Source organism: Streptomyces sp. NPDC031265 (assembly GCF_055570295.1).
The window spans coordinates 3,487-18,937 of record NZ_JBVIHM010000016.1; the positions used below are offsets into that span (position 1 = coordinate 3,487).

The 15,451-nt window shown below is 68.7% G+C and carries 11 protein-coding genes; 4 read left to right on the top strand and 7 right to left on the bottom strand.

The genetic code is table 11. The features are described from left to right. Window positions 1–137: 137 nt before the first annotated feature. The 7 genes from ACZ499_RS23525 to ACZ499_RS23555 all read right to left on the bottom strand — a co-directional run bounded on the left by ACZ499_RS23525 (window position 138) and on the right by ACZ499_RS23555 (window position 11,184). A complete protein-coding gene (locus ACZ499_RS23525) occupies window positions 138–1,286 on the bottom strand; it encodes an ABC transporter ATP-binding protein (RefSeq protein WP_468677640.1) in 1,149 nt (382 codons plus the stop codon). Next, complete coding sequence (locus ACZ499_RS23530; protein ID WP_468677642.1) at window positions 1,279–2,334, bottom strand: ABC transporter ATP-binding protein; 1,056 nt, start codon at window positions 2,332–2,334, stop codon at window positions 1,279–1,281. Before ACZ499_RS23530 ends, ACZ499_RS23525 begins: the two co-directional genes overlap by 8 nt. Before the next feature lie 14 nt (window positions 2,335–2,348). Further along, the gene (locus tag ACZ499_RS23535) at window positions 2,349–3,290 is read right to left on the bottom strand and encodes an ABC transporter permease (protein ID WP_468677644.1); all 942 of its coding nucleotides are present in this window, start codon (window positions 3,288–3,290) and stop codon (window positions 2,349–2,351) included. Continuing rightward, window positions 3,283–4,209 (bottom strand): ABC transporter permease, encoded by a 927-nt coding sequence (locus ACZ499_RS23540; RefSeq protein WP_468677647.1) that lies wholly within the window; start codon window positions 4,207–4,209, stop codon window positions 3,283–3,285. The genes ACZ499_RS23535 and ACZ499_RS23540 overlap by 8 nt, the downstream gene beginning before the upstream one ends. Before the next feature lie 151 nt (window positions 4,210–4,360). Then, window positions 4,361–5,983 carry a peptide ABC transporter substrate-binding protein gene (locus ACZ499_RS23545; protein ID WP_468677649.1) on the bottom strand — a complete coding sequence of 541 codons (1,623 nt, stop codon included), beginning with the start codon at window positions 5,981–5,983 and terminating at the stop codon, window positions 4,361–4,363. A 454-nt stretch (window positions 5,984–6,437) separates the two neighbouring features. Then, window positions 6,438–8,348, bottom strand: a complete 1,911-nt coding sequence (typA, locus tag ACZ499_RS23550; protein WP_468410742.1) for a translational GTPase TypA — start codon at window positions 8,346–8,348, stop codon at window positions 6,438–6,440. Between the two features lie 307 nt (window positions 8,349–8,655). Further along, window positions 8,656–11,184 carry an ABC transporter family substrate-binding protein gene (locus ACZ499_RS23555; protein WP_468677651.1) on the bottom strand — a complete coding sequence of 843 codons (2,529 nt, stop codon included), beginning with the start codon at window positions 11,182–11,184 and terminating at the stop codon, window positions 8,656–8,658. A gap of 311 nt (window positions 11,185–11,495) precedes the next feature. Here ACZ499_RS23555 and ACZ499_RS23560 point away from each other — a divergent pair, with 311 nt between their 5' ends. The 4 genes from ACZ499_RS23560 to ACZ499_RS23575 are packed head-to-tail and all read left to right on the top strand — an operon-like array spanning window position 11,496 to window position 15,339. After that, window positions 11,496–11,783, top strand: a complete 288-nt coding sequence (locus tag ACZ499_RS23560) for a hypothetical protein (protein WP_468677653.1) — start codon at window positions 11,496–11,498, stop codon at window positions 11,781–11,783. A 21-nt stretch (window positions 11,784–11,804) separates the two neighbouring features. Next, entirely contained in the window at window positions 11,805–12,623 is an 819-nt protein-coding gene (locus tag ACZ499_RS23565; RefSeq protein WP_468410738.1) for a hypothetical protein, read from the top strand. After that, a complete protein-coding gene (locus ACZ499_RS23570; RefSeq protein ID WP_468677655.1) occupies window positions 12,623–14,569 on the top strand; it encodes a fumarate reductase/succinate dehydrogenase flavoprotein subunit in 1,947 nt (648 codons plus the stop codon). The genes ACZ499_RS23565 and ACZ499_RS23570 overlap by 1 nt, the downstream gene beginning before the upstream one ends. Further along, a complete protein-coding gene (locus tag ACZ499_RS23575; RefSeq protein ID WP_468677657.1) occupies window positions 14,566–15,339 on the top strand; it encodes a succinate dehydrogenase/fumarate reductase iron-sulfur subunit in 774 nt (257 codons plus the stop codon). Before ACZ499_RS23570 ends, ACZ499_RS23575 begins: the two co-directional genes overlap by 4 nt. Window positions 15,340–15,451 lie beyond the last annotated feature (112 nt).

Here is a 15,451-nt window from a genome sequence, read left to right on the forward strand (position 1 = left end):
CCCCGACCAAAACCCACCGAAACAGACAAAAGAAAAGAAACACACCGCAACCCCCCCCCCCCCCCCCACCCCCCACCGCCCCCCCCCCCCCCCCCCCCCCCCCCCCCCCCCTTCCGTGCGGCGCGGGTGGGACGCGATCAGGCCGCGCCCACGACGTCCTTCTCCTCGGCGAAGTGGCACGCCGACTCGTGCGCGGCCGGGGTGTCCTGCCCCCGGAAGCGCTCCGGCACCGCGAGCAGCGGGACCTCGGTGGAGCAGCGCTCCTCCGCCTTCCAGCAGCGGGTGCGGAAGCGGCAGCCCGACGGCGGATTGGCCGGCGACGGGACGTCACCGGTGAGGATGATCCGCTCCCGGTTCACGCGAGCCGCCGGGTCCGGCACCGGCACCGCGGAGAGCAGCGCCTGGGTGTACGGATGCGTCGGGTGCTCGTAGATCTCCTCGTCCGAGCCGATCTCGGCGATCTTGCCGAGGTACATCACACCGACGCGGTCGGAGATGTGCCGGACGATGGAGAGGTCGTGCGCGATGAAGATGTAGGAGAGGTTGAACTCGTCCTGCAGCTTCGCCATCAGGTTGATGACCTGCGCCTGGACCGACACGTCGAGCGCGGAGACCGGCTCGTCGCAGATGATGATCTCGGGGTTGAGCGCGAGGCCGCGGGCGATGCCGATGCGCTGGCGCTGACCGCCCGAGAACTGGTGCGGGTACCGGTTGATGTACTCCGGGTTGAGGCCCACGACGTCCAGGAGCTCCTGGACCTTGCGGCGCCGGTCGCCCTTGGGAGCCACCTCGGGGTGGATCTCGAAGGGCTCCCCGATGATGTCGCCGACCGTCATCCGCGGGTTCAGGGACGTGTACGGGTCCTGGAACACCATCTGGATGTTGCGGCGGACGGCCTTCAGCGCGCGCCCGGACAGCTTGGTGATGTCCTGGCCCTTGTAGAAGACCTCGCCGGCGGTCGCCCGCTCCAGCGTCATCAGCAGCTTGGCGACGGTGGACTTGCCACAGCCGGACTCGCCGACGATGCCCAGGGTCTCGCCCTGGTAGAGGTCGAAGGAGACCCCGTCCACGGCCTTGACCGCGCCGATCTGCTTCTTGAAGAGGATGCCCTGGGTCAGCGGGAAGTGCTTGACCAGGTTGCGCACCTGCAGGATCGGCTCGCCGCGGTCGACCTGGACGTCGAGGAGAGCCTCGACCTCGGTCGTCGTCGAGGCGTCCTTCTTCATGACGGGGGTGACGCTGGGAGTCGCGTCCACGGCCTCGTCCTTCTTGGCCGGCTCAGCCATGGATCGTCTCCTTCCAGAAGTGGCAGGCGCTGCCGCGGCCGGTCAGCTCCGTGCCGTCCCGCTCGGTGACCTGGTGCAGCACCGGAGCGTCCGTACGGCAGATGTCGTCCGCCTTGGGGCAGCGCGGGTTGAAGGCGCAACCGGCCGGGACCTTCAGCAGGTTGGGCGGCAGACCCTTGATCGCGTACAGCTCCTGGCCCTTCTGGTCCAGGCGCGGGATCGAGTCGAGCAGACCCCGGGTGTACGGGTGCGCCGGGCGCTTGTAGAGCTCGTGCACCGGTGCGGTCTCCACGATCCGGCCCGCGTACATCACGGCGATCTTGTCCGCGACGTCGGCGACCACGCCGAGGTCGTGGGTGATCAGGATCAGGCCCATCTGGAACTCGCGCTGGAGCTCCGCGAGCAGGTCCATGACCTGCGCCTGGACCGTCACGTCGAGCGCGGTGGTCGGCTCGTCCGCGATGATCAGGTCGGGCTCCAGGGCGAGCGCCATCGCGATCATGATGCGCTGGCGCATACCCCCGGAGAACTGGTGGGGGTAGTCGTTGACCCGCGCCTTGGCGGCGGGGATCTTGACCTTGTCCATCAGCTCGATGGACTTGGCCTTGGCCTCCTTGCGGGAGGCACCCTGGTGGACCCGGAACATCTCGCCGAGCTGGTAGCCCACGGAGAGGACCGGGTTGAGGGAGGAGAGCGCGTCCTGGAAGATCATCGCGATCTTCTGGCCGCGGATCTTCCGCCGCTCCTCGCCGGACATCTTCAGCATGTCCTTGCCGCGGAACAGGATCTCGCCCTGCGGAATGCGGCCCGGGGGCATGTCCAGGATGCCCATGATCGCCTGCGCGGTCACGGACTTGCCGGAGCCGGACTCGCCGAGGACGGCGAGGGTCTCGCCGGCCGCGACGGTGTAGTTGACGCCGTTGACGGCCTTGGCGATGCCGTCCCGGGTGTGGAACTCGACGTGCAGATCGCGGACTTCCAGGAGCGGCGTGCTGCCGCTCTCGGAGCGCGGGGCGGGTACACCCGCCGTTTTCTCAATGATGGTCATGGAGTACGCCCTCCCTAGCGCATCTTCGGGTCGAAGGCGTCGCGGACCACGTCGCCGAGCATGATGAACGCCAGCACGGTGATGCTGAGCACGGCGGCGGGGAAGAGCAGGGCGTGCGGGGAGGTCAGGAACCGGTCCGTCGCGTCACTGATCATCAGACCCCAGGAGATGTTGGGGTGCTGGATACCGATACCGAGGTACGACAGGGCCGCCTCGGCGGAGATGTAGACACCGAGGTTCATCGTCGTGATGACGATGACCGGCGCGAGCGTGTTCGGCAGGATGTGCCGGAACGCGATCCGCGAGGTGTCGGCGCCGAGCGCCTTCGCCGCCATGACGTAGTCGTTGTGCTTGTTGGCGATGACCTCACCGCGCATGATGCGGTAGACCTGCGGCCAGCCGAGCGCGGCCATGATCAGCGCCACCGACCAGGCGTCGCCGCCACCGACGATCGACATGATCAGCAGCGCGCCGACGATGAGCGGCAGCGCGGAGAACACCTCGGTCACACGCGACAGCACGGCGTCGAGCCAGCCTCCGCGCAGACCCGCGATGATGCCGAGAACACCGCCGAGGGCGGTCGTCGCCAGCGTGGTGACCACACCGACGATGATCGAGTTCCGGGTGCCGAAGACGGACCGCGTGTAGATGTCGCAGCCCTGGACGTCGTAGCCGAACACATGGCCCGACGACGGCGGGTTGAGCGAGTACTGGAGCTGGCAGAAGCCGTCGCTGAACGGGCTGCGCGAGGTGAACAGGCCGGGGGCGACCGCCAGCGCCAGCAGGATCACGATGACCGCGCCGGAGATGATGAACATCGGCCGCTTGCGCAGGTCCGCCCAGCCGTCGCGGAGCAGGCTCGCCTGGCGGGCCGCCGCCTTCTCCTCGGCCTCGGTCGTCTTGTCGCTCACCGCGCCGTCGGCCGGGGCGGTCTTCTCGATGGTCTTCTCACTCATAGCGGATCCTCGGGTCGAGCACGGCGTAGAGAAGGTCTACGACGAGGTTGGCCACCAGGTAGATCAGGACGAGCAGGGTGACCAGGCCGACCACCACGGGCCGCTCGCGCAGGTAGACGGACTTGGCGAGCTGGCCGCCGATGCCGGGCAGGTTGAACAGCCGCTCCGTGATGATCGCGCCGCCCATCAGCGCGCCGAGGTCCATACCCAGGAAGGTGACCACGGGGATGAGCGAGTTGCGCAGCGTGTGGATGCCGATCACGCGGCGCCGGGGCAGGCCCTTGGCGATCGCGGTGCGCACGTAGTCGGCGCGGATCGACTCCGTCATGCTCGCTCTGGTCAGTCGCGCGATGTACGCCATCGACGTCGACGCCAGCACGATGGCCGGAAGGATGTAGCTGTTCGGCCAGCCGTCGTCGATACCGGCGACCGGAGTGATCCCCAGCTTCACACCGAGCTCCAGCTGGAGCACGCTGCCGAGGACGAACACCGGGATCGAGATCAGCAGCAGAGTGCTGATCAGGACCAGGTTGTCGACGAACTTGCCCTTCTTCAGCGCGGCGAAGATACCGGCCGTGATGCCGAGGACGGCCTCGATGCCGAACGCGGTGAGGGCGAGCTTGAGGGTGACCGGGAATCGCTCGCTGACGATCTCCGAGATCGGACGACCGGTGTACGTCGTACCGAGGTCGCCGGTGAAGACGCCGGTGATGTAGTGCCAGTACTGCACGATCTTCGGATCGTTCAGGTGGTACTGCTCACGGAGCATCGCCGCGACGTTGGGGTCGGCGCGCTTCTCGCCCGCCAGGGCCTGGATCGGATCGCCCTTGAGTGCGAAGACCAGGTAGAAGATGAGGAACGTAACGCCTATCAGTACAGGGATCGCCTGCAGGATACGGCGCACGACGAATCGGCCCATCGGTTCTCCAGAGGGGTGCTGACTCGCCCGGTGCCGGTGAGGGGTGGCAGAACGGACAAGGCGGACGGCAGACAGGGTGGGCAGGAGGACCCGGACCGGACTCCCCCTGCCCACCCTCGGCCCGCAACTACTTCACGGGACTTGATCGAGCTCAGCTGAGCTTGACGGTGTCCCAGAGGACGTTGTGACCGGCGACGCTGACGCTCTTGATCTTCGAGCTGAAGCCCGCGTTGAGCTTGTAGAAGTAGACCGGGATGTACGGCATGTCCTTGGCGAGGATGTCGTCAGCAGCCTGGTACTTCTTGATGGCGTCGGCCTTCGCCGGAGCCTTGTCGCCCTCGACGAGGAGCTTCTCGAAGTCCTCGTTCACGTAGCCCGCGTAGTTGGAGCCGTTCTCGATGGCTTCCTTGGAGAAGATCGGGCGGAGGTAGTTCTCCATGTTCGGGTAGTCCATGTTCCACGCCATACGGAACGCACCCTGGTACTTCTTGGCGTCGAGGTCGTTCAGGATCGCCTGGAACTTCTCGAACGGCTTGGCGACGACCTTCACGCCCAGGTTCTGCTGGAGCATGTTGGCGACAGCCTCGACCCAGCCCTTGTGGCCGCCGTCGGCGTTGTAGCCGATCTCAAGCGTGTTGTTCGGCAGGCCGCCGGCCTGCTGGAACAGCGCCTTGGCCGCGGCCGGGTCGTAGTTGCACGCCGCGCCGCAGGCACCCTTGCGGTAGCCCTCGATGATCGGGCTGATGAAGTCGTCGGCCGGGGTGCGGGCACCCTGGAAGATCTTCTCGGCGATGGTCTTCCGGTCGATCGCCATCGACAGAGCCTTGCGCAGCTCCGGCTTCTTGAAGGCCTCGTTGTACTTCAGCGGGAAGCCGATGAAGCCGACGCTGGAGTCCGCCGTGTCGATGACACGGTTGTCCAGGTCCTTCTTGTACGTCGCGAGCGCCGAGTCCGGGATCGCGATGTGGAGGTCGATGTTGTTGGCGAGGAGGTCCTTGTACGCCGTGTCCAGGTTCGAGTAGATCTTGAAGTCGACACCCTTGACCTCGATCTTCGAGGCCTCCGGGTACTTGTCGTACTTCACGACGCTGATCTTCTCGTCGTGCTGGAACTTGCCCGACATCTTGAACGGGCCGTTGCCGATCGGGGCCTCGCCGAAGCCCTTCGGGTCGTTGAAGAACACCTTCGGCAGCGGCGAGAACGCCGAGAACGAAAGCTGCGCCGGGAACGCCGAGAACGGCGCTTCCAGCGTCACCTGGAGAGTGGTGTCGTCGACGGCCTTGAGGCCGGACATCTCCTTGGTGGCGACCTTCTTCTTCGGTCCGGGGTTGAGGTCCTTGTAACCCTGGATGTGCGAGAAGAGGGGGTTCGTCTGCTGGGCGTTGTCCTGGTTGGCGCCGTAGTTCCAGGCGTCGATGAAGGACTTCGCCGTGACGGCCTCACCGTTGTGGAAGGTGAAGCCGGGCTTCAGCTTGATCGTCCAGACCTTGGAGTCCTTGGTCTCGACGGACTGCGCGAGGTCGTTGACGACCTCGCTCTTCTCGTTCAGCTTGGTGAGCCCGGTGAACAGGGCGTGAATGACCTGTCCGCCCTCGGTCTCGTAGGTGTTCGAGGGCACGAGCAGGTTCTGCGGCTCGCCGATCTCCATGGAGATCACGCCGCCCGAACTACCCCCCTTGCCCTTGCTGTCACCGTCGCCGCCACCGCAGGCGGTCGCAGCCAGGGCAACAACCGCCGCACCCGCGACCCACTTGGCGCTCTTGGCACCACGCATGGGTTCCTCCTCATGAGTCCACTTGTCACAACATGAGGGGCACAAAAAGATCGCCGACACCCCTGACGGCGATCGATTAAGCGCCCCGAGTGTGCTCGTGAGTCGGCACTCCCCACAGTGCGTGACCCATTGACCCGAGCTCAATGGAGCCAACTATTAAGTACGACCGGGCTGTAAACCACACTTAAAGGGTCTCGTTTTGACAACATCAGCTCAGGCCAACAATCCGAAATCCGGACAAACAGAGCACAGACAGACACGCCCGAAACGGACCGTTAACACATCTTCCGGAGAGCAGCGCTCGATATCCGAACAGGATGCAGAGGAAAACAACTTGACCGCGCGACAGTCGGAAGGCAGTGCTCACCGACCCGCGCGGACCACCGTACGACAACGGCCCGGCCCCCCGCGAAGATCGCGGAGAGCCGGGCCATGGAGCCCAACCGGCCTATGCTCAGCCGTGCTTGGCGCGCGAGGCCGTACGGCCGCGCTCCTTCTGGTCCAGAACGACCTTGCGGATGCGCACGGCCTCCGGGGTCACCTCGACGCACTCGTCGTCGCGGCAGAACTCCAGGGACTGCTCCAGGGAGAGGTTGCGCGGCGGGACCACGTTCTCCGTGTTGTCCGCGGAAGCCGCACGCATGTTGGTGAGCTTCTTCTCCTTGGTGATGTTCACGTCCATGTCGTCGGCGCGCGAGTTCTCACCGACGATCATGCCCTCGTAGACCTCGGTGCCGGGCTCGGTGAAGAGGACACCGCGCTCCTGGAGGTTGATCATCGCGAAGGGGGTGACCGAACCGGCGCGGTCGGCGACGAGCGAACCGTTGTTACGGGTCGTCAGGGTGCCGAACCACGGCTCGTGGCCCTCGTGGATGGAGTGGGCGATGCCCGTACCACGGGTGTTGGTGAGGAACTCGGTGCGGAAGCCGATCAGGCCACGCGACGGGACGACGAACTCCATGCGGACCCAGCCGGAGCCGTGGTTCGCCATGTTGTCCATGCGGCCCTTGCGGACGCCCATGAGCTGCGTGACCGCGCCCATGTGCTCCTCGGGGACGTCCACCGTGAGGCGCTCGACCGGCTCGTGGATCTTGCCGTCGACCTCCTTGGTGACCACCTGCGGCTTGCCGATGGTCAGCTCGAAGCCCTCGCGGCGCATCTGCTCGACCAGGATGGCGAGCGCCAGCTCACCACGGCCCTGGACCTCCCAGGCGTCCGGGCGCTCGGTGTCCAGGACACGCAGCGAGACGTTACCGATCAGCTCACGGTCGAGGCGGTCCTTGACCTGGCGGGCGGTGACCTTGCGCTGCTTGACGCTCGACGACTTGGAGTCGGCGCCCTTGCCGGTGCCACCGCGGCCGACCAGCGGCGAGGTGTTCGTACCGATGGTCATGGAGATGGCCGGCTGGTCCACCGTGATCAGCGGCAGCGCGATCGGGTTCTCCGGGTCGGCCAGGGTCTCGCCGATCATGATGTCGGGGATACCGGCGACCGCACAGATGTCACCGGGACCGGCGACCTCCGCGGGCTTACGGGTGAGCGCCTCGGTCATCATCAGCTCGGTGATGCGGACGTTCGAGATGCTGCCGTCACGCTTGATCCAGGCGACCGTCTGGCCCTTGCGCAGCTCGCCCTGCTCGACACGGACCAGCGCGATACGGCCGAGGAAGTTGTCGGCGTCGAGGTTGGTGACGTGGGCCTGGAGCGGCGCGTCGTCCTCGTACGTCGGGGCCGGGACGTGTTCCAGGATGGCGGAGAAGAACGGCTCCAGGCTGGTCGAGTCGGCCGGGACCGTGCCGTTCTCCGGCTTGGTCAGCGAGGCGACGCCGTCACGGCCACAGGCGTAGACGATCGGGAACTCGATCTGGTCCTCGTCCGCGTCCAGGTCCAGGAAGAGGTCGTACGTCTCGTTGACGACCTCGTCGATGCGGGAGTCCGGGCGGTCCGTCTTGTTGATGCAGAGGATGACGGGCAGCCGCTGCTGGAGCGCCTTACGGAGCACGAAGCGGGTCTGCGGCAGCGGGCCCTCGGAGGCGTCCACGAGCAGGACCACCGCGTCCACCATCGACAGACCGCGCTCGACCTCGCCGCCGAAGTCGGCGTGGCCCGGGGTGTCGATGATGTTGATGGTGATGACGTCGCCGCCATCCTTCGGGTGGTACTTCACGGCCGTGTTCTTGGCCAGGATCGTGATGCCCTTCTCACGCTCCAGGTCGTTGCTGTCCATCATGCGGTCGTCGAGCGACTCGGCGGCGTGCGCGGCGAACGCACCCGCCTGCTTGAGCATGGCGTCGACGATGGTCGTCTTACCGTGGTCGACGTGGGCGACGATGGCGACATTGCGGATGTCGTGGCGCGTGGGCATGCTGGCTGGCGCTTCTCTCGATCGGGAATCAGGCGTCTGACGGTCGAGACCTCGTCCGCCCGCCGGGCGCGGACACGCCACGGCTAGTCCTATGGTACGGGGCTGGCGCGCCGGAGGCCTCCCGGGCCGAACCTATGATCGTTCTGCGGGGTGGGGGGAGCTGCGAGGGAGCCCTGGTCGAGGCAGCCTCAAGGCCGGGTCAAGGGCAGGTACGACCTTGCCCGCCGGCGGACCGGCGGGCAAGGGACTTGAGCCACTTCTGAGGTTCTGACCTGCCACTTCTCAGTACGAGCGCTGATCTCTTCTGCTACTTCTTCGGCCCCTTCGGGGCGCTTTCCGCCTTCTTGAAGCCGATGTCCTGGAAGTGCGGGGCGGCGAACCCGAAAGCCCCCGCATTGGCCACGTTCGGCTTCACCGCGACCAGCTGGGGGCGCTGGTAGAGGGGGATGGATCCGGCCGCGGCCCAGATCCTGGCGTCCGCCTTGCGCACCAGATCGCGGGCCTCGTCCTCGTCGAGCTCCCCGACCGCCTGATCGAACAGCTGGTCGATGTGGTCGGTGCCGATCCGGGTGTAGTTCTGCTCGACCACCAGTGAGCCGTCCGAGGCGGGCTCCGGCTTGGCGAAGACCGGCCGGTCGTCGGTGGCCGGGTAGGCGGTGCCGGGCCAGGAGTACAGCGCCAGATCGAAGTCGCCCGAGGCGATGTGGTCCTTGAAGTAGCTGTCGTCGTCCACCTTGGAGATCTCGGTGCTGATCCCGACGGCTCTCAGCATCTGGGCGATCCGGTCGCCCACCGCCCGCAGCTGCTCGGAGCCCGCGCCCGAGGGGAGCACGAAGCGGAGGGTGAGCGGCTTGCCGTCCTTGCCGAGCGGTCCGCCCGCCACGGGGGCCGCGGTGCCCTTGGGGGCGTACGCGCCGGGGGCGCCGCCCTGGCGCTGGGCCTCGGTCCGGCGGGCGTCCTCCCCCTCCTTCGCCCTGCCGGCCCCGTCCCGGTGGCCGTGGCCCGCGTCGTCCAGCGCGTCGGCCTGGCGCATCAGGGCGACCTCCTGGAGGGCGGCGGCGCGGGCCGGGGCGAGCACATGCGTGTCGGCGCCCGGACCGGAGCCGCCGGGCCGGTTGCCGCCGGGCTTGTCGTCGCTCCCGGCCGCGCCGTCCTGCTCGCCCGGCTCGTCCTGCGCGTCGGAGCCCGGCCGGGGCTTCTCCTCGTCCGCGTAATGGGAGCCCTCACCGGCCTTCGTGCCGCCCAGGGAGTGCAGACCGGGACCCGGCCGGGCCCTCCTGCCCTTGTCGTCGCCGACGATGTACGTGCCCTCGTCGTTCGAGCCGCCCACGTCCGCGGCGCCCTCCCGCTTGGCGTCGTCGTCCGCGTGGGCGCCGGACGCCTTGCTGCCCGCCTTGGTGGTGCCGGGCTTCTGGCGGGCGCCGCCCGGGGTCCAGCCCGCGTCCCCGAGCAGGGCCTGCGCCTCGTGGGTGTCCTGGCCGCCGAGCGCGGCACTGTTGTCGGCGTACGCGGGCTGGCCCGCCAGCGCCAGATGGCTGCCGGGCGGCCGGGCGGGCAGCCCGAGCGGTTTGAGCACGATCTCGGCGAGCTCCTGGCGGTCCAGCGCCCGGGCCACCGCCCGGCGCACCCGTTCGTCGGCGAGCGGGCCGGAGCTGCCGTTGAGGGCGAGCTGGGTGTAGGCGGGCTCCAGGGACTTGCGGATGCTGAGCCCGGCCAGGCCCGCCTGCTCCTGCGCGTACCGCTCGACGGCCGCGCGGGTCTGCTTGCGCGCCCGCAGCTCGGTCTCGGCCCGCCCCTCGTCGGAGCCGTGCGCGACCGCCCAGGAGCGCAGCGCGGAGGCAGGGGTGATCGCGGCGCCGGGGCCGTGGGGGAGCCCGGGGCCGTCGTTGCCGCGGCCCGCTTCCCTGTCGCGCTCGGCCAGGGTGATGCGGTCGGCGCCGGACCGGTCGATCTCGGCCACGTCCAGGCTGCCGTCGGCGAGGGCGGCGACGCGCTTGTCGCGCGGCACGGCCCGGAAGACCAGCTCGTCGAGCTTGCTGGGCCGGCCCCACCAGCGCGGGTTGCGGGCCAGCGTGAAGGTGCCCTTGTCGCGGTCCGAGGCCTTCAGGAGAAACGGTCCTGCGGTGGCCTTCAGCTTGGTGCGGGCGCCGTCGTTGAAGGCGTCCGGCGTACCGGTGACGTCCTTCGGGTAGAGCGGGCTGAACAGGGCGCGCCAGTCCGCGTACGGCTTGGCGAAGGTGACCTTGACCTCCAGGTCGTTCGCGCCCTTCTCGATCTTCTCGATCCGCTCGTACCCCGCGTTGCGCGCGGTCCAGTACGCCGTGTCGCGGCCGCTGAGCGCGCGCCACTGGGCGACGAAGTCGGGCGCGCCGACCTCCCGGCCGTCGCTCCACACCGCCTTCTGGTTGAGCTTGTAGAGCACGACCTGCTTGGGCTCGCGCTGCACGATCTCCGCGCGCTCCAGATAGTCCGGATTGCGCTGCGGACGACCGCGCTCGTCCAGGGTGAAGAGGGACGGCAGCACCGCGCCGGTGATCCGCGCGGTGGCGGCGTCGGCGTCGGCCTGGAAGACGTTGAGCGTCTGGGGCATGGCGTCGACGGCCCAGCGCAGGGTGCCCCCGTCGGCGACCTGGGGCCGGGCCGCCGCGCCGATGTCCTGGGGGGCCACGACCGCGCCGGCCGCGTCGTCGCCCGAGGAGCAGCCGGTCAGCGCGGGGAGCGCCAGTACACCGGAGGTGAGGAGCGCGACGGACCGGAGCGACGCGACGGTGCGGATCGCGGCGACGGTGCGGATCGCCCGGGATGCCCTCCCGCGCTGAACGCCGACGTGGGGCATGTTTGTACCTCTTCGTCAGTTTTTGTTTGTTTGATGGCATTTCGCGATGATCACACGTATTGCCCGCTCACTGAAGAGGACGGCACCCCCGCCCGTACGGCGACACGGCGCGGCGGCGGCCGGATCCCACCCGTGCGGCGCAATGCGGGCGCGCAAGAGGTGGTGCGCGCCCCCGGAACCCGGTGCACACACCTTCACAATCACGGAAGTGACGCGCGACACTCTCAGGCGCATGACCTTTCGGGGGGATCCGGAGGTCGCCCTCCGGAACGACCGGTCACCGCCCGCTAGTGCGGAAGGTAGGGCACGCCATGTCCCTGCACGACGAGTTGACGTCGGTCCAGCGCTGCCTCGACGACCTGGTCAGGTCGGTGGGGCGGCTGGAGAAACAGGTCGGCGAAGGCGGCCTGGACATCCGGCGGGTACGGACCGACACCGACCATCTGCGCGAGAGCGTCGCACTGCTGAGCGAGACCGCTCCCCATACCGCCGAGGTCCGCCCCGAGCTGGTCACCATCCCGGACACGCCGTACGACACCTCGCTGTGGACGGACTCGGACGACGAAGGCCTGGGCGCCCGCGACCGGCACGCCCCCTGACTCACGCGACTGGAGCCACTGTTGGCCACAGGCACCGAACCCCAACCGCTGACCGGCGTTCACGACGCCTCGCGCGCCGCCATCGCGCCCCGCCATCTGCGCACCGACCGCTGGTGGCTGGCGCCCGCCGTGACCGCCGCCGGACTGCTCGCCTTCGTCGTCTACTCGACTTGGCGGGCCTTCGTGAACGACGACTACTACGCGGCTCCTTACGTCTCGCCGTTCTACTCGCCGTGCGTCGCCGACAACTGCGTCCCGATGCGGGGCGGCCCGAACGCCGACCTCATCGGCAGCTGGTGGGGCCTCTCCCCCGCCCTGCTGATCCTGATCTTCCCGCTCGCCTTCCGCGGCACCTGCTACTACTACCGCAAGGCCTACTACCGGGGCTTCTGGGCCTCGCCGCCCGCCTGCGCGGTGGCCGAGCCGCACAAGAAGTACTCGGGCGAGACCCGCTTCCCGCTCGTCATCCAGAACATCCACCGTTACACGTTCTACTTCGCGCTGCCGGTCGCCGCGTTCCTCACGTACGACGCGGTGCTCGCCTACCGCGACGAGCACTACCGGTGGGGCCACATGGGCCTCGGCACCCTGATCTTCACCCTCAACATCGTGCTGATCTGGGCGTACACCCTCTCCTGCCACTCCTGCCGGCACATCGTCGGCGGCCGGCTGCGGCACTTCTCCAAGCATCCGGTGCGCTACCGGCTGTGGGGCTGGGCGGGGAAGCTGAACCGTCATCACATGCTGCTTGCCTGGGCCTCGTTGATCAGTGTCTCGCTGGCCGACCTGTACGTGTACTTCCTCGCCACCGGGGCGTTCGACGATCCGAGGTTCTTCTGATGACGCAGCTCGAACGGCAGCAGTGGGACGTGGTCGTGGTGGGCGCGGGCGGTGCGGGCCTGCGGGCCGCCATCGAGGCGCGGGAGCAGGGCGCCCGTACCGCGGTGATCTGCAAGTCCCTCTTCGGCAAGGCCCACACGGTGATGGCCGAGGGCGGTATCGCCGCCTCCATGGGCAATGTGAACTCCGGCGACAACTGGCAGGTCCACTTCCGCGACACCATGCGCGGCGGCAAGTTCCTCAACCAGTGGCGGATGGCCGAGCTCCACGCGCGCGAGGCGCCCGACCGGGTGTGGGAGCTGGAGACCTGGGGCGCCCTCTTCGACCGTACGCCGGACGGCCGGATCTCCCAGCGCAACTTCGGGGGCCACGAGTACCCGCGCCTCGCCCATGTCGGCGACCGCACCGGCCTGGAGCTCATCCGCACCCTCCAGCAGAAGATCGTCTCGCTCCAGCAGGAGGACAAGCGCGAGTTCGGCGACTACGAGGCCCGGTTGAAGGTCTTCCAGGAGTGCACGGTCACCCGGATCTTGAAAGAACACAGCCTCAAAGAGGACGAACGCGTCTCGGGTGCCTTCTGCTACGAGCGCGAGTCCGGCCGGTTCTTCGTCCTGGAGGCCCCGGCCGTGGTCCTGGCGACCGGCGGCATCGGCAAGTCCTTCAAGGTGACGTCGAACTCGTGGGAGTACACCGGCGACGGCCACGCGCTCGCGCTGCTCGCCGGGGCCCCGCTGCTGAACATGGAGTTCGTGCAGTTCCACCCGACGGGCATGGTCTGGCCGCCCTCGGTCAAGGGCATCCTGGTCACCGAGTCGGTCCGCGGCGACGGCGGGGTGCTGCGCAACTCCGAGGGCAAGCGCTTCATGTTCGACTACGTGCCGGACGTCTTCAAGGAGAAGTACGCGGAGTCCGAGGCGGAGGGCGACCGCTGGTACGAGGACCCCGACCACAACCGCCGCCCGCCCGAGCTGCTCCCCCGCGACGAGGTCGCCCGCGCCATCAACTCCGAGGTGAAGGCGGGCCGCGGCTCCCCGCACGGCGGCGTCTTCCTCGACGTGTCGACCCGGATGCCCGCCGAGGTCATCCGGCGCCGGCTGCCCTCCATGCACCACCAGTTCAAGGAGCTGGCCGACGTCGACATCACGGCCGAGCCGATGGAGGTCGGCCCGACCTGCCACTACGTGATGGGCGGCATCGCCGTCGAATCGGACACCGCGGCCGCGCGCGGGGTGCCCGGTCTGTTCGCCGCGGGCGAGGTGGCCGGCGGGATGCACGGCTCCAACCGCCTGGGCGGCAACTCCCTCTCCGACCTGCTGGTCTTCGGCCGCCGCGCGGGGCTGCACGCCGCCGAGTACGCCTCGGCGCTGGCCGGCGCCCGCCCGGCCGTCGACGAGGCCCAGGTGGCTCTGGCGGCGGCGGAGGCGCTGCGGCCGTTCAGCGCCGAGCCCAACCAGGAAGGCGCGGTGCCGGAGAACCCGTACACCCTCCACCAGGAGCTCCAGCAGGCCATGAACGACCTCGTCGGCATCATCCGCCGGGAGGCGGAGATGCGGCAGGCCCTGGAGAAACTGGCCGAGCTGCGCGTACGGGCCCGGCGGGCCGGGGTGGAGGGGCACCGGCAGTTCAACCCGGGCTGGCACCTCGCCCTCGACCTGCGGAACATGCTCCTGGTCAGCGAGTGCGTGGCGCGCGCGGCACTGGAGCGTACCGAGAGCCGGGGCGGCCACACCCGCGAGGACTGGCCCGCGATGGACCGCGGCTGGCGGCGCGCGAACCTGCTGTGCCGGCTGGCCGACCCCACCGCCGAGCTCGCGGCCACCGATCCGGTCCGGGGCCAGATCCGGCTCGTACGCGAAGAGACCGAACCCATCCGTCCCGACCTGCTCGCCCTCTTCGAGAAGGAGGAGCTGGTCAAGTACCTCGCCGAAGAGGAGCTCTACGAGTGACCACGTATGACGCGAGCTTCCGGGTCTGGCGGGGCGACACCGGCGGCGGCGCCCTGGAGGACTTCAAGGTGGAGGTGAACGAGGGCGAGGTGGTCCTCGACATCATCCACCGGCTCCAGGCGACCCAGGTCCCGGACCTGGCCGTGCGCTGGAACTGCAAGGCGGGCAAGTGCGGTTCGTGCTCGGCGGAGATCAACGGGCGGCCCCGGCTGCTGTGCATGACCCGGATGTCGGTCTTCTCGCGCGAGGAGACGATCACGGTCACCCCGCTGCGGGCGTTCCCGGTCGTCCGCGACCTGGTGACCGACGTCACCTTCAACTACGAGAAGGCCCGGGAAGTTCCCGCCTTCGTTCCCCCGAAGGGGGTCGCGGCCGGCGAGTACCGGATGCGGCAGGTCGATGTGGAGCGCTCGCAGGAGTTCCGCAAGTGCATCGAGTGCTTCCTGTGCCAGGACACCTGCCACGTGGTGCGCGACCACGAGGAGAACAAGGCCGCCTTCGCGGGCCCGCGCTTCCTGATGCGGATCGCGGAGCTGGACATGCACCCGCTGGACGCGGCGGACGAGACGGGCCTGGACCGCAAGCGCACCGCCCAGGACGACCACGGCCTCGGTTACTGCAACATCACCAAGTGCTGCACGGAGGTCTGCCCCGAGCACATCAAGATCACCGACAATGCGCTGATCCCGCTCAAGGAGCGGGCGGTGGACCGCAAGTACGACCCGCTGGTCTGGCTCGGCAACAGGATCGGGCGCCGGTCCGGGAGTTAGTCCCGGCCGCGGGAAACGCGGGGGGGGGGGGGGGGGGGGGGGGGGGGGGGGGGGGGGGGGGGGGGGGGGGGGGGGGGGGGGGGCTGGGGGGTTGGGGCTGGTGGGGGGGGGT

Bases quoted from the DNA above. Each gene is read 5' to 3' on its own strand.
- ACZ499_RS23525 (WP_468677640.1), bottom strand. From the start codon at position 1,286: ATGGCTGAGCCGGCCAAGAAGGACGAGGCCGTGGACGCGACTCCCAGC.
- typA (WP_468410742.1), bottom strand. From the start codon at position 8,348: ATGCCCACGCGCCACGACATCCGCAATGTCGCCATCGTCGCCCACGTC.
- ACZ499_RS23540 (WP_468677647.1), bottom strand. From the start codon at position 4,209: ATGGGCCGATTCGTCGTGCGCCGTATCCTGCAGGCGATCCCTGTACTG.
- ACZ499_RS23535 (WP_468677644.1), bottom strand. From the start codon at position 3,290: ATGAGTGAGAAGACCATCGAGAAGACCGCCCCGGCCGACGGCGCGGTG.
- ACZ499_RS23560 (WP_468677653.1), top strand. From the start codon at position 11,496: ATGTCCCTGCACGACGAGTTGACGTCGGTCCAGCGCTGCCTCGACGAC.
- ACZ499_RS23545 (WP_468677649.1), bottom strand. From the start codon at position 5,983: ATGCGTGGTGCCAAGAGCGCCAAGTGGGTCGCGGGTGCGGCGGTTGTT.
- ACZ499_RS23555 (WP_468677651.1), bottom strand. From the start codon at position 11,184: ATGCCCCACGTCGGCGTTCAGCGCGGGAGGGCATCCCGGGCGATCCGC.
- ACZ499_RS23530 (WP_468677642.1), bottom strand. From the start codon at position 2,334: ATGACCATCATTGAGAAAACGGCGGGTGTACCCGCCCCGCGCTCCGAG.
- ACZ499_RS23570 (WP_468677655.1), top strand. From the start codon at position 12,623: ATGACGCAGCTCGAACGGCAGCAGTGGGACGTGGTCGTGGTGGGCGCG.